19 protein-coding genes are annotated in these 20787 nt (G+C 60.5%); 4 read left to right on the top strand and 15 right to left on the bottom strand.

The features are described from left to right. Window positions 1-82: 82 nt before the first annotated feature. Window positions 83-1273, bottom strand: coding sequence for a Na+/H+ antiporter NhaA (nhaA, locus tag GSM73_RS04690; RefSeq protein WP_047228398.1), 1191 nt, complete (start codon window positions 1271-1273; stop codon window positions 83-85). A 263-nt stretch (window positions 1274-1536) separates the two neighbouring features. Between nhaA and GSM73_RS04695 the strand changes: the two genes are divergently transcribed. Next, a complete protein-coding gene (locus GSM73_RS04695; RefSeq protein WP_173407562.1) occupies window positions 1537-2634 on the top strand; it encodes a PLP-dependent cysteine synthase family protein in 1098 nt (365 codons plus the stop codon). A gap of 154 nt (window positions 2635-2788) precedes the next feature. On the opposite strand, the gene GSM73_RS04700 is transcribed toward GSM73_RS04695, so the two are convergent. From GSM73_RS04700 to GSM73_RS04710, 3 genes are all read right to left on the bottom strand, one after another. After that, window positions 2789-4402: an NAD(P)/FAD-dependent oxidoreductase gene (locus tag GSM73_RS04700; RefSeq protein WP_047228396.1), complete on the bottom strand. Its 1614-nt coding sequence runs from the start codon at window positions 4400-4402 to the stop codon at window positions 2789-2791. A gap of 74 nt (window positions 4403-4476) precedes the next feature. Continuing rightward, window positions 4477-5151 (bottom strand): COG3650 family protein, encoded by a 675-nt coding sequence (locus GSM73_RS04705; protein ID WP_160891755.1) that lies wholly within the window; start codon window positions 5149-5151, stop codon window positions 4477-4479. A gap of 59 nt (window positions 5152-5210) precedes the next feature. After that, complete coding sequence (locus GSM73_RS04710) at window positions 5211-5810, bottom strand: short chain dehydrogenase (protein WP_160891715.1); 600 nt, start codon at window positions 5808-5810, stop codon at window positions 5211-5213. Window positions 5811-5914: 104 nt separating this feature from the next. Here GSM73_RS04710 and GSM73_RS04715 point away from each other — a divergent pair, with 104 nt between their 5' ends. Continuing rightward, window positions 5915-6829, top strand: a complete 915-nt coding sequence (locus tag GSM73_RS04715; RefSeq protein WP_047228394.1) for a LysR family transcriptional regulator — start codon at window positions 5915-5917, stop codon at window positions 6827-6829. A 125-nt stretch (window positions 6830-6954) separates the two neighbouring features. Here GSM73_RS04715 and GSM73_RS04720 read toward each other — a convergent pair whose 3' ends face one another. The 9 genes from GSM73_RS04720 to GSM73_RS04760 all read right to left on the bottom strand — a co-directional run bounded on the left by GSM73_RS04720 (window position 6955) and on the right by GSM73_RS04760 (window position 14729). Then, on the bottom strand, window positions 6955-7431 hold the full coding sequence (locus tag GSM73_RS04720; protein ID WP_076386074.1) for a DoxX family protein: 477 nt from the start codon (window positions 7429-7431) through the stop codon (window positions 6955-6957). Next, window positions 7428-8198: a DUF2063 domain-containing protein gene (locus tag GSM73_RS04725; protein ID WP_107321613.1), complete on the bottom strand. Its 771-nt coding sequence runs from the start codon at window positions 8196-8198 to the stop codon at window positions 7428-7430. Before GSM73_RS04725 ends, GSM73_RS04720 begins: the two co-directional genes overlap by 4 nt. Then, window positions 8195-9064 carry a DUF692 domain-containing protein gene (locus GSM73_RS04730; RefSeq protein ID WP_047228391.1) on the bottom strand — a complete coding sequence of 290 codons (870 nt, stop codon included), beginning with the start codon at window positions 9062-9064 and terminating at the stop codon, window positions 8195-8197. Before GSM73_RS04730 ends, GSM73_RS04725 begins: the two co-directional genes overlap by 4 nt. Before the next feature lie 24 nt (window positions 9065-9088). Then, the gene (locus GSM73_RS04735) at window positions 9089-9394 is read right to left on the bottom strand and encodes a DUF2282 domain-containing protein (protein WP_047228390.1); all 306 of its coding nucleotides are present in this window, start codon (window positions 9392-9394) and stop codon (window positions 9089-9091) included. Window positions 9395-9729: 335 nt separating this feature from the next. Continuing rightward, window positions 9730-10431 carry an ABC transporter ATP-binding protein gene (locus tag GSM73_RS04740; protein ID WP_160891717.1) on the bottom strand — a complete coding sequence of 234 codons (702 nt, stop codon included), beginning with the start codon at window positions 10429-10431 and terminating at the stop codon, window positions 9730-9732. Further along, window positions 10432-11199: a high-affinity branched-chain amino acid ABC transporter ATP-binding protein LivG gene (gene livG / locus GSM73_RS04745; protein ID WP_047228388.1), complete on the bottom strand. Its 768-nt coding sequence runs from the start codon at window positions 11197-11199 to the stop codon at window positions 10432-10434. It lies immediately after the preceding gene. Then, on the bottom strand, window positions 11196-12452 hold the full coding sequence (locus GSM73_RS04750; protein ID WP_047228387.1) for a high-affinity branched-chain amino acid ABC transporter permease LivM: 1257 nt from the start codon (window positions 12450-12452) through the stop codon (window positions 11196-11198). Before GSM73_RS04750 ends, livG begins: the two co-directional genes overlap by 4 nt. After that, entirely contained in the window at window positions 12449-13372 is a 924-nt protein-coding gene (livH, locus tag GSM73_RS04755; RefSeq protein ID WP_047228386.1) for a high-affinity branched-chain amino acid ABC transporter permease LivH, read from the bottom strand. The genes GSM73_RS04750 and livH overlap by 4 nt, the downstream gene beginning before the upstream one ends. A 229-nt stretch (window positions 13373-13601) precedes the next feature. Then, complete coding sequence (locus GSM73_RS04760; RefSeq protein ID WP_047228385.1) at window positions 13602-14729, bottom strand: branched-chain amino acid ABC transporter substrate-binding protein; 1128 nt, start codon at window positions 14727-14729, stop codon at window positions 13602-13604. A 339-nt stretch (window positions 14730-15068) separates the two neighbouring features. Between GSM73_RS04760 and GSM73_RS04765 the strand changes: the two genes are divergently transcribed. Beyond that, complete coding sequence (locus GSM73_RS04765) at window positions 15069-15374, top strand: DUF2288 domain-containing protein (RefSeq protein WP_047228384.1); 306 nt, start codon at window positions 15069-15071, stop codon at window positions 15372-15374. Window positions 15375-15671: 297 nt separating this feature from the next. On the opposite strand, the gene GSM73_RS04770 is transcribed toward GSM73_RS04765, so the two are convergent. After that, the gene (locus GSM73_RS04770) at window positions 15672-17324 is read right to left on the bottom strand and encodes a hypothetical protein (protein ID WP_160891719.1); all 1653 of its coding nucleotides are present in this window, start codon (window positions 17322-17324) and stop codon (window positions 15672-15674) included. 405 nt (window positions 17325-17729) lie between these two features. Between GSM73_RS04770 and GSM73_RS04775 the strand changes: the two genes are divergently transcribed. Next, a complete protein-coding gene (locus GSM73_RS04775; RefSeq protein ID WP_107321615.1) occupies window positions 17730-19079 on the top strand; it encodes an MFS transporter in 1350 nt (449 codons plus the stop codon). 145 nt (window positions 19080-19224) lie between these two features. Here GSM73_RS04775 and GSM73_RS04780 read toward each other — a convergent pair whose 3' ends face one another. After that, window positions 19225-20760 carry an MDR family MFS transporter gene (locus tag GSM73_RS04780; protein WP_178129658.1) on the bottom strand — a complete coding sequence of 512 codons (1536 nt, stop codon included), beginning with the start codon at window positions 20758-20760 and terminating at the stop codon, window positions 19225-19227. Window positions 20761-20787 lie beyond the last annotated feature (27 nt).

Below are 20787 nucleotides of genomic sequence, written 5' to 3' on the forward strand. Positions count from 1 at the left end.
TGGCCGTCATCGAAGAAACGGATATACACACCAATATGCACACCAATAAACACACAACAAACATCACCCCGATCAGGTAATTTTAGTTGGCTTTAAATGCAGTCTGCTTACGACTAGCCGCCGCTGTCACCGCATAACCCAGCAACGCCGCCAGGATCGAGCCAGTGAGAATACCCATCCGGTCCATACCGGCATACTCACTGGTACCGGGCGCGAACGCCAGGGAGCCGACGAACAGGCTCATGGTGAAGCCGATGCCGCACAGGATTGCCACGCCCAGTATCTGCCCCCAGTTGGCGCCGGCGGGCAGGCTGGCGATACCGATCTTGACCGCCAGCCAGGTCAGGCCGAAGACACCGACGGTCTTGCCCAGCAACAGGCCGATGGCGATGCCCATCGGCACGTGATGGGTGAAGCTCTCGACGGTGACGCCGCTCAGGGACAGGCCGGCGTTGGCGAAGGCGAAGAGCGGCAGGATGCCGTAGGCCACCCAGGGGTGCAGGGCATGTTCCAGGGTCAGCAGCGGCGAGGTCTCGGCATTTTTTGTGCGCAGCGGAATGCAGAACGCCAGTGTCACACCGGCCAGGGTGGCATGGACACCGCTCTTGAGTACGCAGACCCAGAGAATCAGGCCGACAACCATGTAGGGGCCGAGCTTGACCACTCCCGCGCGGTTCATCGCCACCAGCGCGGCGATGCAGGCGGCTGCCAATACCAGTGACAAGGTCGACAGGGCGCCCGAGTAGAAGATGGCAATGATGATAATGGCGCCCAGGTCGTCGATGATCGCCAGGGTCATCAAAAACAGCTTGAGCGACACGGGTACCCGTTTGCCCAGTAGGGCCAGCACGCCAAGGGCGAAGGCGATGTCGGTGGCCGTTGGAATCGCCCAGCCTGCGAGGGCGGCCGGATTGTCGCGGTTGAGGAACCAGTAGATCAGGGCGGGGACGACCATGCCACCGATCGCTGCCGCACCCGGCAAGACGATCTGCGAGGGTTTCGACAGCTGCCCGTCGAGAACCTCACGTTTGACTTCGAGGCCGATGAGCAGAAAGAACATGGCCATCAGGCCGTCGTTGATCCACAACAACGCCGGTTTGGCGATTTTCAGCGCCCCGATCTGGGCCACCACAGGGGTGTCCAGAAAGTCCGTATAGAGCCACGACAGCGGTGAGTTATTGAGTATCAGGGCCAGCACGGCGGCGGCGATCAATAGCAGGCCGCTGGCAGCTTCCAACTGAAGGAAACGGGTCAAAGTATTACGTAGAGGCACGGTTGCTCTCCATGGATCAAATCAAAAAGATGGTCCACCCTAACCGGTACTGTTAGTTGTTAAAACAAAAGTTATATTCTTTTTTGTTATATGTCGTTACAACGCATGCAACGCGTGGTCAGGCAGTGACAGGCCATATTGGACCTTAGCTGTACCTGTGCGCGATGTCGGTTTTTTCCTAAGCTTGCGACTGGTTTTTCCGAGACAAGTCGTGCCTGCCTGTACGTCAGGTTCCTCGCGTCGCATTGATCCAGTGAGAAGACATCATGAATGACCACCGCCAGTGGGCGCGTGAAGCGATCCGTATCATCGAGGCTGACTTCCAGCGCAGCGCCGACACCCATCTGATTCCACTGGCGCTGCCAGGGCTGCCGGGTATCGAGTTGTACTTCAAGGATGAGTCCAGCCACCCCACCGGCAGCCTCAAGCATCGACTCGCCCGCTCGCTGTTTCTCTACGCGCTGTGTAATGGCTGGCTCAAGCCTGGCGCCCCGGTGATCGAGGCTTCAAGCGGATCGACGGCTATTTCCGAGGCTTACTTCGCGAGGCTTTTGGGCTTGCCCTTTATTGCGGTGATGCCGGCGACCACCTCCCGGGAAAAAATCGCACAGATCGCCTTCTATGGTGGCCAGAGTCACCTGGTGGACGATCCTACGCAGATCTACGCCGAGTCCGAGCGTTTGGCCCGTGAGCATGACGGCCACTTCATCGACCAGTTCACCTACGCCGAGCGCGCCACGGACTGGCGCGCCAATAACAACATTGCCGAATCGATCTTCCAGCAGATGCGTTTCGAGCGGCATCCGGAGCCGAGCTGGCTGATTTCCAGCCCCGGCACCGGCGGCACCACCGCGACCCTGGGTCGTTACGTACGCTACCGCCAGCACTGTACCCGTGTGCTGTGTGCCGACGCCGAGCGTTCGGTGTTTTTCGACTATTACCGCAGCGGCGATGCGAGCCTGCGCCTGGATTGTGGTTCGCGGATCGAAGGTATCGGCCGGCCAAGGGTCGAAGCGTCGTTTTTGCCCAAGGTGATCGATGCGATGGTCAAAGTGCCGGATGCCCTGTCGCTGGCCGCCATGCACTACCTGGCCCAGCGATTGGGCCGACGGGTCGGCGGATCCAGCGGCACCAACCTGATCGGCGCGCTGATCGCCGCCAGGCAGATGGTGCAAGCAGGTGAGACGGGCTCGATCGTGGCAATCTTGTGTGACGGCGGTGAGCGCTATGCCACGACCTATTACGATCCGGCGTGGCTCAAGGCCCAGGGCTATGAGCTGAGTGGATTGATGGACGCCGTGGCGGCAAGTGTAGAGCGGGGTGAGGCGCTGCCGGAAAGTGTGCTCCGAGCCAATATCTGAACACTGGAAAACACTGAATTTCCTTGTGGCAGCGAGCTTGTGTGGGAGCTGGGCTTGCCCGCGATAGCATCACCTCGGTTCACCTGATAGACCGAGCTGCCTGCATCGCGGGCAAGCCCAGCTCCCACAAAGCTTCTCCCACAGTGGGTAGGGGTCAGGCCTTGAGGCCCAGGATATCCCGCGCCACCGCCTCGGCAATCCGGATTCCGTCCACGCCCGCCGAGAGAATCCCGCCCGCGTAGCCGGCGCCTTCGCCAGCCGGGAACAAGCCCTTGACGTTCAGGCTTTGCAACGTTTCGTCGCGGGTGATGCGCAGCGGCGACGAGGTGCGGGTTTCAATGCCGGTCAGCACGGCGTCATGCAGCGAGTAGCCGCGAATCTGCTTTTCGAACGCCGGCAGGGCTTCACGGATGGCTTCGATGGCGAAGTCGGGCAGGGCCAAGGCCAGGTCGCCCAAAGACACACCCGGCTTGTAGGACGGCTCGACGCTGCCCAGCGCCGTAGACGGTTTGCCGGCAATGAAGTCGCCCACCAGTTGTGCCGGGGCTTCGTAGTTGCTGCCACCGAGCACGAAAGCGTGGGATTCCAGACGCTCCTGCAATTCGATGCCCGCCAAGGGGCCGCCCGGGTAATCCACTTCAGGCGTAATGCCCACCACGATGCCGGAGTTGGCGTTGCGCTCGTTGCGTGAATACTGGCTCATGCCGTTGGTCACGACGCGGTTCGGCTCGGAGGTGGCCGCCACTACGGTGCCGCCCGGGCACATGCAGAAGCTGTACACCGAGCGACCGTTCTTGGCGTGGTGCACCAGTTTGTAATCGGCGGCGCCAAGCTTCGGGTGGCCGGCATATTTGCCCAGGCGCGCGCTGTCGATCAGCGATTGCGGGTGTTCGATGCGGAAACCCACCGAGAACGGCTTGGCTTCCATGTACACGCCGCGGCCGTGGAGCATGCGGAACGTGTCCCGGGCGCTGTGGCCCAGGGCCAGAATCACATGTTTTGAATGAATACGTTCGCCACTGGCCAGTTCAACACCGACCAACTGGCCGTCCTCGATCAACACATCCGTGACCCGCTGCTGGAAGCGAACTTCACCGCCCAGGGCGCGAATCTGCTCACGCATGTTTTCCACGACGCCTGTCAGACGGAACGTACCGATGTGCGGCTTGCTGACGTAGAGGATTTCTTCCGGCGCGCCGGCCTTGACGAATTCGTGCAGGACTTTGCGACCCAGGAACTTGGGATCCTTGATCTGGCTGTAGAGCTTGCCATCGGAGAACGTCCCCGCACCGCCTTCGCCGAACTGCACGTTGGATTCGGGGTTGAGCACGCTTTTGCGCCACAGGCCCCAGGTGTCCTTGGTGCGCTGGCGCACTTCGGGGCCGCGCTCGAGGATGATCGGTTTGAAGCCCATCTGTGCCAGCAACATGGCGGCGAAGATCCCGCACGGGCCGAAGCCGACCACGATCGGCCGTTCGCTCAGGTCAGCCGGTGCCTGGCCCACCACTTTATAACTGACATCCGGCGCCTGGTTGACGTTACGGTCATCGGCGAACTTGCGCAGCAAGCCGGCTTCATCGCGCACCGTCAGGTCGATGGTGTAGATGAAGCACAGTTCGGAGGACTTCTTACGCGCGTCGTAGCTGCGTTTGAACAGGGTGAAGTCGAGCAGGTCATCGCTGGCGATGCCCAGGCGCTGCACGATGGCTGGGCGCAGGTCTTCTTCGGGATGGTCGATCGGCAGCTTGAGTTCGGTGATTCGTAACATGACAGGATCCGGTTCGCGGGACGCACAACTGCGCCAGGGCGTGAGCCGGCGATTATAAGCCAAAAACCTTCGAATCAGTCGTTACGCGCACCGCCGAAGTAAGCGCATCCGCGCTGGACCTGACCGTTGACCCGCAGCTCGGCACTCATGTGCTGCACGCTGCCGGTCGCGCTGTCGACGCAGCGCTGGGGAGTGACCCAAAGCTCGACCTTCTGGCCGTTGGCTTCGGTGCCGAGATTGAAGCGGCCATCGCCCAGTTGTTCCTCAACGAAAGGCACTGCCAGAGGCGGCTGGCCCTCACGTTCGAGCACCAGGCCTTTGCCGCTGGCGTTCAGATTCCACTCGGGGCCATGGCCGGTGGCGCGCAGGAGCAGCCGCTTGAAGTCGGCGTCGTCGCAAGCGCTGCCCGAACGCTCCAGGCGATACAGCTGCTCAAGATTCAACTGGCTGTCGGTACCGGCCGCTGCGCTGGTGACGATATGGCCGCGCACATCGGCAAACAGTTTGCCCTGATCATCGGCCAGGCTGGCGGCCTGTTGCAGTACGCTGGTGCCGCCGCTGTCGTTGACGATGTAGCGACGCTGCTCCTGGCAGGGTTGGAACACCAGCTTGCCATCGGCCGCCGTAAGTTCGCCCTGCATGCGCATCTGGCCGGCATGGGAAACGCTCTGGGGTGGAGCGTCGAGCAACTGGCAGCCGGCGAAAAGCGGCAGGAGGGCGACAAACAGCAGGGAACGGGCGGCACGCATCATTGAGTCTCCAGACAAGTGCCGCCACGTTACGCAGACTGATCCTGCATCACAAGAGGTCAACCGACGTGAAAGGTCTGGCCAGTCTGCAGGCCTTCGACACTCTTGGCGTAGGCCAATGCGACATCGGCGGCTGGTACCGGCTTATAGCCACGGAAGTACGGGGCATAGTTGTCCATGGCTTCGAGCAGCACGTTCGGACTGACCGAGTTGACCCGCAAGCCCCGGGGCAATTCGATTGCCGCGGCACGCACGAAACTGTCCAGGGCACCGTTGACCAGCGCCGCCGACGCACCGCTTCTGATCGGATCGTGGCTGAGCACGCCAGTGGTGAAGGTGAAGGACCCACCGTCATTGGCGAATTCGCGGCCGATCAGCAGCAGGTTGACCTGGCCCATCAGTTTGTCTTTCAAACCCAGGGTGAAGCTGTCCTGCGTCATCTCGTCCAAGGGCGCAAAGGTGACGTTGCCCGCGGCGCAGACCAGTGCATCGAAGCGACCGGTTTTCTCGAACAGGGCACGGATCGAAGAGCTGTCACTGATATCCACGTGCAGGTCGCCGCTGTGACGGCCGATGCGGACAATGTCGTGACGCGGCGACAGTTCTTTATCAATGGCCGAACCGATGGTGCCGCTGGCGCCGATCAACAGGATTTTCATTAGCTGTTCCTCAATGGGCTGGATGAGATTGCAGTCTAGAGAGGTTCTTTCTCTTGATAATCGTGGTAATAGGCAACCTTTGGTTTTCAATTGGAAACAATCCGATGAGCGAAATGGACGACCTGGCGGCGTTCGCCGTGTTGATCGAGGCCGGTAGTTTCACCCTGGCGGCCCAGCAATTGGGCTGCAGCAAGGGCCAGTTGTCCAAGCGCATCAGCCTGCTGGAGAGTCGGTTTTCGGTGGTGTTGCTACAGCGCACCACGCGGCGCTTGAGTCTCACGGCAGCGGGGGCGGCGTTATTGCCCCAGGCCCAGGCGTTATTGGTGCAGGTGCAAAGGGCGCGTCAGGCCCTGGCTCGCCTGAAGGATGAAATTTCCGGGCCGGTGCGTATGACGGTTCCGGTGTCGTTGGGCGAAACCTTCTTTGAGGGTTTGCTGACGGAGTTCGCCCAGCGCTACCCCGACGTGCAGATTGAACTGGAACTCAACAATGGCTACCGGGATCTGTCCCGTGATGGTTTCGACCTGGCGATCCGCTCCGACGCTGCCCTCGATGAGCGCCTGGTGGCGCGTCCGTTGCTGGCCTGGCATGAACTGACCTGCGCCAGCCCGGCCTACCTCGAACACTACGGCGAACCCCTGACGCCCCAGGGCCTGGTCGAACATCGTTGCTTGCTCAACAGTCATTACAGCGGCCGCGAAGAATGGCTCTATCACCAGCAACACGAATTGTTGCGGGTGCGGGTATCGGGACCGTTCGCCAGCAATCACTACAGCCTGCTGAAAAAAGCCGCCCTGGCCAACGCCGGGATCGCCCGGTTGCCGTCCTATCTGTTGCATGAGGAATTGGCTGACGGACGTTTGCGCTGGTTACTCAGGGATTTTCAGACCCGTCGCATGCCGATGTACCTCGTGCACCCGTACCAGGGCGGTTTGCCCAAGCGCACCCAGGTGCTGGCCGATTATCTGATCGACTGGTTCAAGCGCAGTGGCGAGGCGCTGGATCGGCTTCAGCGATAGCAAGGCATCACACGAACCTTGTGGGAGCGAGCCTGCTCGCGATAGCGGTGGGTCAGGCAACAATTGTGCTGAAGCTGACACTGCTATCGCGAGCAGGCTCGCTCCCACAGGAGTCCCGATCTTGATCAGCGAGCGTAGTGCCTGGCGATCAGGTGGTCGAGCGACAGCTTGCCCGGCCCGCGCGCCATCAGATAAAGCAGTACCGCCGCCCAGGTGCCATGGGTCGGATAGGCGTCGGGGTAGACGAACAGTTGAATGGTCAAGGTCATGCCCAGCAGGGCCAGGGCCGAGAAGCGTGTCGCCAGGCCAAACAGGATCAGGATCGGGAACACATGCTCGGCCGCTGCCGCCAGATGCGCTGCCAGTTCTGGCGACAACAGCGGCAAGGCGTATTCGCTTTTGAACAGGGGAATGGTTGAATCGGCCAATCGCGGCAGGCCGAGCTGGAAGGTGCCGTCGATCAGGTCGATGGCCAGGCCTTCGATTTTGGTCTGGCCGGATTTCCAGAACACCGCCGCGATGCAAAAGCGCCCAACGAAGGCGATCAGGCTGTGAGGGATTTTATCCAGCCATTCAATGGAGCGAGTGATCAGGGCGTTCATGGCAATACCTGCTCGGCTAACAGATGGGTGACGGCTTGATGGCTGATGAGCTGCGCCAGGGTGTGCTCCAGTTCCAGATCGCTGTCGCGCCTGGTTGCAGCATCAATGGCCGCGCCCAGGAAACAACCTTGCAGCAGGTCCTTGAGGAAATCATGGGCGCCGGGACTGATCGCAAACACCTCCACGTCCAGGTTGTTGCGCAGCACCAGGGCGCATTGCGGCGTGAAGGGGTCGACCGGCATGACGGGCTCTTGCTGATGGGCGGCCCAGATCGCCACCACGGCGAAGGGCGATTGCAACAGGTGCAGTGACGGGTGAAGACCGACCCTCAGATGATCATGGGATGCCGGCGATGACAGCACTTGCATGACCTGTTGTGCATCCATGGGCCGGGCGTTGGCGGCGTGCCAGGCTTGCACCTGCAGGCGCTCCAGTCGGGCGACATCCGCCAGATACGGCACGCTGGCGGCGGGTTCGAAATGTTCGATGAACCCGGCAAAGTCGGCACCGTAGTCACTCATGACTGGGCTTCGCGGTGCGGCGCACTGGACGTACATTCCGGCCATCGCGCCGAAGAACTCCTCGCCCACCAGTTGCGCCACCACCGGATAGTTGTCGGCCAGGGCATTGATCAATGAGCTGAGCACGTTGTTGCGATACACCGCGAACCGGCTCTCTGGATCGGCGCCCGTGGCGCAGGTCAAACCCTGCGGACAAGCTTTGCGCGGGTCGAGCAGGGCGGCGGCGAATTCGCTGTAGCGGCTCATGGCTGGACCCTGGCGGCGTTTAGTAGTTGATCGGCCTGACCGGCTTCGGCCAACAGCACTGCCAACGCCGGGATGCGGTTGTCGCGCTCGATCAGCGTGGCGACTGGCCCGGTCCGCGCCAGCGCCGTGCGATACAAGCGCCAGACCTCGTTATCGATTGGCGCACCGTGGTCATCGATCAGCAAACGCTCGCCCAGGCTGTCGGAGTCTTCGGCAAACCCGGCCAGATGAATTTCGCCGGTGGCCTGCAGGGGCAGGGCGTCGAGGTAAGCCTGGGGATCACGGCAATGGTTGATGCATGAAACGTAGACGTTGTTCACATCCAGCAGCAGTCCGCAGCCGGTGCGACGGATGACTTCACTGATGAAGTCAGGCTCGTCGAGGGTCGAGTCCTCGAACGCCAGATAAGTGGCCGGGTTTTCCAGCAGCAGCGTGCATTTGAGGCTGGACTGGACCTGATCGACGTGTTCGCAGACGCGCCTGAGCGTCGTTTCATCGTAGGCCAGGGGCAGCAGATCGTTGAGAAACACCGGGCCATGGCTGGACCAGGCCAGGTGTTCGGAAAAAGACTGGGGCTGATAGCGTTCGATCAGTGTGGCCAGGCGCTGCAAATGCGCAACATCCAGCGGCCCCTCTCCACCGATCGACAGGCCGACGCCGTGCAGTGACAGCGGATACTGTTCGCGTATCCGCCCCAGGAAGTGATGAAACGGCCCGCCGGCCACCATGTAGTTTTCCGCGTGCACTTCGAAGAAACCCAGATCCGGTCGGGTCTGGAGCACTTCACGAAAATGCTCAGTCTTGAGCCCCAGCCCCGCCCGCGGCGGTAGCCGGGTATCGAAGGCGAGGGAAGCGGTGTTCGACATGGCGGCAGGCCTCAGGCGGTGCGATCAGGACTTGGCTTTATAGGCTTCAAGCTGGCCGAAGCCGGTGGGCGAGGTTTCGCTTTTGAGGGTGGTGCAGGTGCCCTTGGGGACCGATTTCCAGGCGTTGGCCTGATAGTCCATTTTCGCGGTGCCGGCACAGGTAGTGCCAGCGCCGGCGGCGCAGTCGTTCTTGCCTTTGAGAGCGACACCGAAGCATTTTTCCATGGTGTCGTCGGCGGCATGGACAGTCGAGACGCCTGTCATGCTCAAGGCAGAGCCAAGTGCCAGGGCCAGGGCGGCGGCGGACAGGGTGCGGGTCGAAGCAGTCATGATGATTCTCCAGTTTCAGGAAATGAACCGGCGTTAGCGCCGGTCTGTTGAACTAGAGAGGGGGTGGAGGAATGCGTTACAGCAGGTTCTCGATTTTTTTTGTTTGTTTCGAAATCCATTGTGGCGAGGGGATTTAGCGAAACGTCGCACCGCCCCGTTGGGCTGCGAAGCAGTCCTAAAACCAGCTCCACAGTGAGTCAGGAAGATTGAGTTGCCTGCCTTAGGGGCTGCTTCGCAGCCCAGCGGGGATAAATCCCCTCGCCACAACAGCATTCACTTGAGAACTGGGCAAAAAAAAAACGGCCCGAAGGCCGTTTTCTCATGCAGCAACAGACTCAACCGCCCAGATACGCCTCGCGTACTTTCGGGTCGGTCAACAGCGCCTCACCCGTGCCTTGCATCACCACGCGGCCGTTCTCCAGCACGTACGCCCGGTCAGCGATTTTCAGCGCCTGGTTGGCGTTCTGCTCCACCAGGAATACCGTCACGCCATCCTTGCGCAGTTGTTCGATGATGTCGAAGATCTGCTGGATGATGATCGGCGCCAGGCCCAGGGACGGTTCGTCGAGCAGCAACAACTTGGGCTTGCTCATCAGCGCACGGCCGATGGCGAGCATTTGCTGTTCGCCGCCGGACATGGTGCCGCCGCGCTGGTTAAAGCGTTCTTTCAGGCGGGGGAAAAGGTGCAGCACCTTGTCCATCTGCTCCTGAAAATCACCCTTTTCGGTGAAAAAACCGCCCATGGCGAGGTTTTCTTCCACGGTCAGTCGGGCAAATACCCGACGGCCCTCCGGCACCACGGCGATGCTCTTGCGCATGATCTGCGAAGAGTCCTGGCCCACCAGTTCCTCACCCATGTAGCGGATGCTGCCACTGTGGGCCTGGGGCGAACCGCAGAGCGTCATCAGCAGGGTGGATTTGCCGGCACCGTTGGCACCGATCAGCGTCACGATTTCGCCCTGGCGGACTTCGACGTTGACGCTGTGCAGGGCCTGGATCTTGCCATAGAAGGTGGAAACGTTTTCGAACTGCAGCATTTACGCTTCCCCCAGGTAGGCTTTGATCACTTCAGGATTGTCGCGGATCTGTTCCGGCGAACCGTCGGCCAGCGGCGTGCCCTGGTTGATCACGACGATATGGTCGGAAATGCTCATGACCAGCTTCATGTCGTGCTCGATCAGCAACACGGTGACATCGTGCTCCTCGCGCAGCACGCCGATCAGCGCTTTGAGGTCTTCGGTTTCCTTCGGGTTCAGGCCGGCGGCCGGTTCGTCGAGCATGAGGATCCGCGGGCGGGTCATCATGCAGCGGGCGATTTCCAGGCGCCGTTGCTGGCCGTAGGCCAGGGTGCCGGCGGTACGGTTGGCGAACTCCTTGAGATTGACCTTCTCCAGCCAGTACTCGGCGAACTCCATGGCCTCGCGTTCGCTCTTGCGGAACGCCGGGGTCTTGAACAGACCGGCAAAGAAGTTGGTGTTCAGGTGGCGATGCTGGGCGATCAACAGGTTCTCGACCGCCGTCATGTCCTTGAACAGCCGCACGTTCTGGAAGGTGCGCACCACACCCTTGCGGGCGATGTGGTGACCAGGCAGGCCCTGGATCGGCTCGCCGTCCAGCAGGATGGTGCCGCCGGTAGGCTGATAGAAGCCGGTCAGGCAGTTGAACACGGTGGTCTTGCCCGCGCCGTTCGGCCCGATCAATGCTACGACCTGTTTCTCTTTCACGGTCAGGGCCACGCCATTGACCGCCAGCAAGCCGCCGAAGCGCATGCTCAAGTTTTCGACTTTCAGGATCTCGCGGCTCATTTGCGCAGCTCCATGTGCGGGCGTTGCATAGGCAGCAGACCTTGAGGACGCCAGATCATCATCAGCACCATCAAGGCGCCGAACATCAACATGCGGTATTCGCTGAATTCACGCATCATTTCAGGCAACAGGATCATCACGATTGCCGCCAGGATCACACCCAGCTGTGAGCCCATCCCGCCCAGCACCACGATGGCGAGGATGATCGCCGACTCGATGAAGGTGAAGGATTCCGGCGTCACCAGACCCTGACGGGCAGCAAAGAAGCTACCGGCGAAACCGGCGAAGGCGGCACCGAGGGTGAAGGCCGAAAGCTTGATCACGGTCGGGTTCAGACCCAGGGCACGGCAGGCGATCTCGTCTTCACGCAGCGCTTCCCACGCACGGCCGATAGGCATGCGCAGCAGGCGGTTGATGACGAACAGCGCAGCCAGGGCCAGCAACAGCGCAACCAGGTAGAGGAAAATCACCTTGTTGATCGAGTTGTAGGGCAGTCCGAAGTACTCGTGGAAGGTCTGCAGACCTTCGGCGGCTTTGCGTTCGAAGGTCAGGCCGAAGAACGTCGGCTTCTCGATATTGCTGATGCCGTTCGGGCCGCCGGTGATGTCGGTCAGGTTGCGCAGGAACAGACGGATGATCTCGCCGAAACCCAGGGTCACGATTGCCAGGTAGTCACCGCGCAAGCGCAGTACCGGGAAACCCAGCAGGAAACCGAAGGTGGCGGCCATCATCCCGGCAATTGGCAGGCAGATCCAGAAGCTCAAGCCGAAGTAGTGGGACAGCAGCGCGTAGCTGTAGGCGCCGACGGCATAGAAGCCGACGTAACCCAGGTCCAGCAGACCGGCCAGCCCTACCACGATGTTCAGGCCCAGGCCCAGCATCACGTAGATCAGGATCAGGGTGGCGATGTCCACCGCACCGCGAGAGCCGAAAAACGGCCAGACCAACGCGATGACGATCAGGGCCAGGATGATCCAGCGCTGGGTAGTCGGCAGGGTCAGGAAGTTGCTGGCCTTGGCCGGGACTATCGGCAGGCCGGGCGAGGCCTTCCAGGCGGCGCTGATCTGCGTGCTGAACAGCACCCGCAGGAACATCAGCACCGAACACGCGGCGATGGTCGCCAGGATGGCGGGGCTGGTGCCGTGCACTTCAAGATCGATGCCCACGATGGTCAGTTTCAGGCCGAGTACCGGGTACGCGACCGCCCAGACCAACAGCGCGCTGAAGAGCGCCGATTTAAGATGTTTAGTCATACCTTCTCAACCTCCGGACGGCCCAGGATGCCGGTCGGCCGGAACAGCAGCACCAGAACCAACAAGCCGAACGCCACGACGTCCTTGTATTGATCGCCGAAGATGTCGGCACCAAAGGCTTCCGCCACGCCCAGCACCAACCCGCCGAGCATGGCTCCGGGGATGCTGCCGATGCCGCCCAGTACCGCGGCGGTGAAGGCCTTCAGGCCCACGAGGAAACCGGCGTTGGGGTTGATCACACCGTATTGCATGCTCAGCAGCACGGCGGCGATGGCCGCCAGGGCCGCGCCGATGACGAAGGTCAGGGCAATGATGTTGTTGGTGTTGATGCCCAGCAGGTTGGCCATCTTGATGTCCTCGGCGCAGGCACGGCAGGCGCGGCCCAGGCGGGAACGGGAGATGAACAGCGTCAGGCCGAGCATGGCGACCAGGGTCACCACGAACACCACGATTTGCATGTAGGAAATCAGCACTTCCTGTGCCCCCCCTGGCCCGAAGGTAAAGTTACCCGGAATCAGGTTGGGAATGGATTTGTCCTTGGAGTCTTGCGACAGCAGAACGGTGTTCTGCAGGAAGATCGACATGCCGATGGCCGAAATCAGCGGGATCAGACGGTTGCTGCCGCGCAAGGGGCGGTAGGCGATCCGTTCGATGCTGTAGCCATAGGAACTGGTCACCACGATGCTCGCGATGAACGCCGCGGTCATTAACAGCGGGACACTGTCGAGTCCCATCATGGCCAGCCCGGCGATGGCGATGAACGCCACGTAGGAGCCGATCATGTACACCTCGCCGTGGGCGAAGTTGATCATTCCAATGATGCCGTAAACCATCGTATAGCCGATGGCGATCAGGGCATACGTGCTGCCAACGGTCAGGCCGTTAACCAGCTGTTGGAAGAAGTGATAGATGTCAGGCATTACAGCGCTCCTAAAAACCTGATACGCATTTCACTGGTGGAGTCATTTTCCCGCCCGGCCCCGTGGATCTGCATCCACTTCGAGCACGAGGTTTGCCAGCGAACCGCTGATGACGGTTTTGAGATTTTCAGGTGGGGAGACTGGCGGATCACGCCAGCGCGGCCCAATACATTTAAAACAAAGCCCACGGCACGCCGTGGGCTTTATTGGCAGTCAGTCAGGCCAGGCCTTACTGAGGCGAAGCTTCGGTTTTAGGTTTGCCGAAATGCCACTGGTAAACCACAAACTTGAAGTCCTTCAGGTCGCCCTTGTCGTCGAAGCTCAGGTCACCGGTCGGAGTCTTGAAAGTACCGGCGTGGATGGCTTCAGCCACTTTTTCCGGGTCTTCGCTCTTGGTTTCGGTGATGGCCTGGGCAATCACTTGAACGGCCGAGTAGGACGGGAACACGAACGGACCGCTCGGGTCTTCCTTCTTGGCTTTGAACGCGTCAGCCAGGGCGATGTTGGCCGGATCCTGGTCGAAGGATTTCGGCAGGGTCACCAGCAAACCTTCGGAAGCTTCCTTGGCGATCTGCGAGATCGAGTCGTTACCCACGCCTTCCGGACCCATGAACTTGGCGTTCAGGCCTTTTTCCTGGGATTGACGCAGGATCAGGCCCAGCTCCGGGTGGTAGCCGCCGTAGTAGACGAAGTCGACGTTGGCTTGCTTGAGCTTGGCGATCATCGAGGAGAAGTCTTTGTCGCCGGCGTTCACGCCTTCGAACACGGCGACTTTCACGCCTTTCTTCTCAAGGGTCGTTTTCACGGCACTGGCGATACCTTCGCCGTATTGCTGCTTGTCGTGCAGGACGGCAACGACTTTCGGCTTGACGTGGTCGGCAATGTAGTTACCGGCGGCAGGGCCCTGGGCGCTGTCCAGGCCGATGGTGCGGAAGATCATCTTGTAGCCGCGAGCGGTGATGTCCGGGCTGGTAGCGGCTGGCGTGATCATGATCACGCCTTCGTCTTCATAGATGTCCGAAGCCGGTTGGGTGGAGCTGGAGCACAGGTGGCCGACCACGAACTTGACGCCGTCGTTGACGACTTTGTTCGCCACCGCGACCGCTTGTTTTGGATCACAGGCGTCATCGTATTCAACGGCGACCAGTTGCTTGCCGTTGACGCCGCCCTTGGCGTTGATCTGCTCGATGGCCATTTTGGAGCCACTGAATTGCATGTCGCCGTACTGGGCTACGGGGCCGGTTTTTGGGCCGGCGATGCCGATCTTGATGGTGTCGGCGGCGAACGAATGGCTGGCAACCCCGGCCAGAACCATAGCGGCAAACAGTTTGGAAATCTGCTTAGTAGCCTTAGTCATAGTGCTCCACTCATGCTGTTGTAGTTTTTATAGTCCTGGCGCCGAAGCAGCAGAACCGGGTCAGATATCTTGGATATCCTCGCGGAAAATGCCCCCGGCAACTGTACCGGTACAGTGTAGAGCGCCGATTGTTGGCAAGGGAAGCTGGCGCTTGGGGGCAAAACCTGAGGGTGTCGCTTAATTGAAAGAAAAAGACAGAATGGCGGCGGGGTTCGTCCGGACAAATCGGCAATCCCTGGCTTTCCTGCGCTTTCCAATCGGTACTCCAATTGCTACCGGGTTTTTCTGCCAGACCACCGACGTTATCATTCGCGCCGATTTCTTTTCCGGACAGCTCCCATGAATCAAGAACCTAGCACCCTCTATGCCAAACTGCTTGGTGAAACCGCATCCATCACCTGGAAGGAGCTGGAGCCGTTCTTTGCCAAGGGTGCCCTATTGTGGGTCGACCCGGCCCTGGATCTGATCGCCGCGGCCGAGGCCGTTGCCCAGGACGAAGGTACCAAAGTCGCCGCCTGGCTGGCTGCCGACCAGTTGGCCAAGCTGTCTGAAACGCGGGCGCTGGACTTTTTCGAACGCGATCCGCAGCTATGGGCGGTGGTGGTTTCACCGTGGATTATGGTCCAGGAAAGGGCATCGGTTTGATGCCTGCACCAAGTTGGTTCGTATTTTCTGCGGAGTAAAAGTGTGTAGGTGAGTAGCGTGATGGCATCCTGCCGTGGTGAAACGCCACAGCGGAGGGTGACGTATACGTAACGGGAACAGTTTATTGGGCAGCCGTTGGGCTGCTTAATTGTTTCTGAATGTTGATTTTGTGTTTTGGTCAAGGCCGCCAATCGCGAGCAGGCTCGCTCCCACAGTGAACCGCGTTTCTCAGAAAGAACGCGATTAATGTGGGAGCGAGCCTGCTCGCGATTGGCGCGACGCGGTCCTGCGTCTGCCTCAATAAGTCTTGCCCGTATGGTTATTCAGGGAAATAACCTTGGTCTTGCCGATGCGGTGACGGTAGATCTCACGCAAATACTTGATCGCCTTTTTCACGCAGTCGCGGGACAGGCGGATGTCATTGATCGAGACAAACTTGTCTTTGTCGCTGATCAGCTCGCGGTATTTCTTCTCGTACATCGGCTTGATCGCGTACCAGTTGGTGTCGAGGATCTTCGCCGGGTTTTCGAACTCGTTGAGCAGATCGTCGATGCGCTCTTCGTCGAAGTCTTCGTTGATGATGAAGTCCAGGATCGAGTTGTCCAGGGTGTCATCGAAGCGATACGGGGTGCGGGCAAAACAGCGCTTGATGAACGCCACGATCAGGGTCAGGAAGTCATCCGACAGGCAGGGGCTCTTGGCGATCAGGGTGGTCAGCGACAGGTTGGCCGAGGCACCGATCACCAGCGCGTAACGCTTGAGGGTGGTGTTGGGGAACAGGATGTTGAAGATCTGCTGGGAGATGTACTGGTTGGCGTGCTTCTCCATGGCATTGACATCGATGTTCTGGATGTTGCCGTCATCGCTCTCTTCGGCGTAGCGCATGATGTCGTTGGAGATCAGCATCATCGCGTTCCAGGGGCGGATGCGACCCATCACGCTGGCTTCGCTGCTGTCTTCGTTGGCGAAGTTGTACGAGAAATCCCATTCTTCCGACAGGTACTTGCACAGCAGACGTCCGGCGTTGATGTGCAGCGCCTCGGACATTTCGCTGCGGTGATCGGAAATATTCGGCAGTACGCAAATGCCGCTGGTGAAGATCGGCTCGAAGACGAAGGAATGACCGCTCTTGCTGTCGTGTTCGTCCATCGGCTTGGTGTCGAACGTCTTGTTCATGTACGAGTACTGCTGAGCCAGGCCGAACTCCGAGGCCATGCCCGAACCGGTACCGCCACCGGCACTGAAGATCGAGAAGTACAGGCGCGACTGGTTGGCCTTGATGCCGCAGCTGTCGATCAGGTACGAGTGGATCATTTTCCAGTCGGGGCTGGAGAAACGCTGGGTGTCCTTGTTCAGGATGATCTTGGCCAGGTACTGGCCCAGGATCGGCGCGTTACCGGCGCCCCCGGCATGGACTTCCGACAGGTCCATGATTTTCATTTTGCTGTAGTCGCGCAAAAAGCCGCTTTTTTCGCCTTTGCGCGAAAAACGGATGCGTCCGGCGATGTCCTTGTCCAGGTCGCCGAGCATCACCAACGGCTCGACCAAAAACACCGGCTTGCTCACCTTGCTGGTGCCCAGGCGCAAATTGTTGCGGATCCACTGCGCCGGGCTGTAACCCTTGTCGCTGTAGCCCTTGTCTTCGGCATTGAACTCGTTGAGGTAGAACTTGCGGGCGTTGTACACCAGCTCGGCTACGTCCAGGGCGATGTTGGAGCCACAGCGACCCAGGCCGATCAGGCATACGGACGGGAACTCCTGCTGATCGCGTTCGCTTTCGTCGTCCACCAGGTGCGGCGGGCGCGGGAACACGCTGTCACGCAGGCCGTCGAGGTTGTCGAGGATGCGGTCGGTGTTGGTTTCGGTGAAATACAGATACTGCTGAGTCGACAGGGAACGTGAGCGCCTCGGCGGCTTCGGGGTTTCAGGACCGTTGGCGGCCGGGCTCAACGTAAGATCGGATACTGCAGTGGCTGTTTTTTAGAGGTCATTGTGCGCCATATGCCTGAACTGGTCGGTTCGATGACCACTGTCATCGAACCATCGCGGATGGGAGCTCGCGTCCTTGACGGCGCGAAGGTCGGCCCAAGCGTTCAGGGGGGGCAGCCTGAGCAGCGCTCGGGAAAATCTTTCCTGATAGGTTGAATCGGCCATCGGAAGGCGATCTTTAGTCGAAATAAGGCAAAATGATGTCAATTGCTTCAGGGAATTGACCATAGTCACTAAACACGCCGCCCGCCATGGCCGGGTATCAGTCATGCGAATGATTGGAGACAGCCTGCGCGCCGCTGTCTAGATTGCAGACTCCGGGTTCGGATGCCTCGCCGTGCCCCATAACAATAAAGAGACGGACCCATGCAGAACTCGACCCAAGCGGCGAATGCCTGGCGCATTCTGTTCCTGCTGTTCCTGGCCAACCTGTTCAACTTCTTTGACCGCACCATCCCGGCGATCATCATCGAGCCGATCCGTATGGAGTGGAGCCTCAGCGACTTCCAGATCGGCATCATCGGCACCGCCTTCACCATCGTTTACGCCATCGCCGGGCTGCCGCTGGGGCGCATGGCCGATACCGGTTCGCGCAGCAAGTTGATGGGCTGGGGCCTGGCGACCTGGAGCGGGCTGACGGCGGTCAATGGCTTGGTGGGCAGTTTCTGGGCGTTTCTGGTGGTACGCATGGGCGTGGGAATCGGTGAAGCCAGTTACGCGCCAGCGGCCAACTCGCTGATCGGCGACCTGTTTCCGGCCCACCGTCGGGCGCGGGCCATGGGCATCTTCATGCTCGGCCTGCCGATCGGTCTGCTGCTGGCGTTCTTCACCATCGGGGCGATGGTCAAGGCCTTCGACAGCTGGCGCGCGCCGTTCTTTATCGCGGCGGTGCCGGGGCTGGTGCTGGCGGTGTTTATGTTTTTCATCAAGGAGCCCAAGCGCGGCGCGGCGGAAGCGGTGCAGATCTCCCAGGAAAAAATCGACAAGCCGATCCGTCGGGTGCTGGCGATTCCTACTTTTCTGTGGCTGGTGTTGGCGGGGCTGTGTTTCAACTTCGCCACCTATGCCTGCAACTCGTTCCTGGTACCCATGTTACAGCGCTATTTCCTGATGCCGCTGCACGACGCGGCGGTTGCCACCGGGATCATGGTGGGCGTGACCGGGCTGTTCGGGTTGACCCTGGGCGGCTGGATTGCCGACAAGATTCATCAACGGGTGCCCAACGGACGCCTGCTATTCGCCGCGTTCAGCCTGGTGATCTCCACGGCCACCACCGCTTGGGCGTTGTATGCCGGACGGATTGAAATTGGTGTGTTCGTTGCGGTGTTCAGTGTCGGCTGGCTGTTTGCCTATACCTTTTATACGTGCGTATACACGGCGATCCAGGACGTAGTCGAACCGCGTCTGCGGGCCACGGCGATGGCGTTGTTCTTTGCCGGGTTGTATCTGTTGGGCGGAGGCATGGGGCCGGTGGTGGTGGGTGGCTTGTCTGACTACTTTGCCCATGCGGCCATGGCCGCGACCGGCGCCTCGCAGATGACCGAGGCGTTCAAGGCCATTGGTTTGCATGACGCGATGTTCCTGATTCCGGTGGCGCTGTTCCTGACCATGGTGTTCCTGTTCCTGGCGTCGCGCTGTTTCGTGCGCGATGCCAAGCGGATGAAGGATGGGATGAGTGGGGTGGCGCCGCTGGAGGGAGTGGTGGCGCCGGCTTGATAGCATCTGCGGGAGCAAGGCTTGTGTGGGAGCAAGGCTTGCCCGCGATGAAGGCGATGCGGTCGTTCAGAAAACCGAGGCGCCTGTTTCGCGAGCAAGCTTTGCTCCCACAGATCTCCCACCACAGGTTATTTGTGCATTCTGACTAGCGCGCCTTGTCATCCCGCCCACGCAACACGCGATTGGGCATCGCCACTGCCGCCGCCAGCCCCAACAACGACACCGCGGCGCTGATCAGCAACAAATGCCGGAACGTCGTCTGCAATTGCTGACGCAAGGCGTGTTGTGCTTCGCCGGGGGCAGCGTTCAAGCCATCCAGCAAAACATTGCCGGAATGCCCTTCACCCAACGGCGACGAACCGGCGAATTGGGCAACGCTTGAGTCCTGCAGCAAGGCCAGCAGCAACGCCGACATCAGCGCTACACCCACGGCGCCGCCGAGGGAGCGGAACAGGTTGGTGGTGCTGGTGGCGACCCCGATGTCCTGTTGTTGCACCGAATTTTGCGACCCCACCAGCGAAGTCGGGAACTGCATGCCGGAAGCGATACCGCTGAGCAGCATGAACAGGCTGCTGAGCCAGAACGCGTCGGGCGGGGTGAAGGCCATGCCGAGGATGGCAAACGGGAAGAGCAGGGCGCCGCTGAGGATCATCGGTTGGTAGTGGCCAGTGATCGAGGTACGGCGTCCGGCGAAATAAGCACCTATGGGCAACCCCATCGCCAGCGGCAACAAGTGCAACGCTGCGCTGTCGGCGCCAGCCCCGGTCACGCTCTGATAGCGCAACGGCACCAGCACGGTCAGGGAAATCGCCTGGAAACTTGTGAAAAACACCGTGCACCAGCACAACACGGCGTTGCGGTTGACGAACAGGTGCATCGGTAACAACGGTTCCCGAGCCCGGCGCTCCTGCCAGATGAACACTGACAATGCCACCACGGCGCAACCCAGCAGCCCCAGTACCTCTCTGCTGTGCCAGGCGTGGCCCTGGCCAACCTCGGTGATGCCCAGCAGCAGCGCGGTCAGGCCGATGATCAACAGCACGGTGCCCAGGTAATCGATGATCGGCTTACGGTGCGGCACCGGCAACCCGACGAGGGTGCGCCGGGCAATCAGCCAGGCCCCCAGGCCCAAGGGCAGGTTGATCAGGAACACCCAGCGCCACGACAGGTACTCGGTCATGTAGCCGCCCAATACCGGCCCCGCCACACTGGCCAGCGCATACATGCTGCTGAAATAGCCCTGATAACGGCCACGTTCGCGGGGCGGCACGATGTCGCCGATGATCGCCTGGCTCACCGAGATCATCCCGCCGGCGCCGATGCCCTGGAAAATGCGCGCCAGCACCAGTTGCTCCATGTTTTGCGCCAGCCCGCAGAACAGTGAGGCGAGGGTGAACAGCCCCATGCCGAACAGCATCAACGGCCGCCGACCGTAGAGGTCACCGAGCTTGCCGTAGATCGGCACCGCCACGGTCATGGCGACCATGTAGCCGGAAATCACCCAGGCCAGCAGGCCGACATCACCCAATTGGGCGGAAATGGCCGGCATCGAGACGGCAACGATGGTTTGATCCAGTGCGCCGAGAAAAATCGCCAGCATCAGGGCCACCAGCACACTACGGATGGCAGGCTGTGGGGCTTGGGAGGTATGGAGTTGAGTCAAGGCAGAACCTGCGGGCATCACGCCTGGGGGGCGAATAGGACTGCC

Origin of the sequence: Pseudomonas sp. PICF6 (assembly GCF_009831705.1) — a bacterium.
GTDB lineage: Bacteria > Pseudomonadota > Gammaproteobacteria > Pseudomonadales > Pseudomonadaceae > Aquipseudomonas > Aquipseudomonas rhizophila.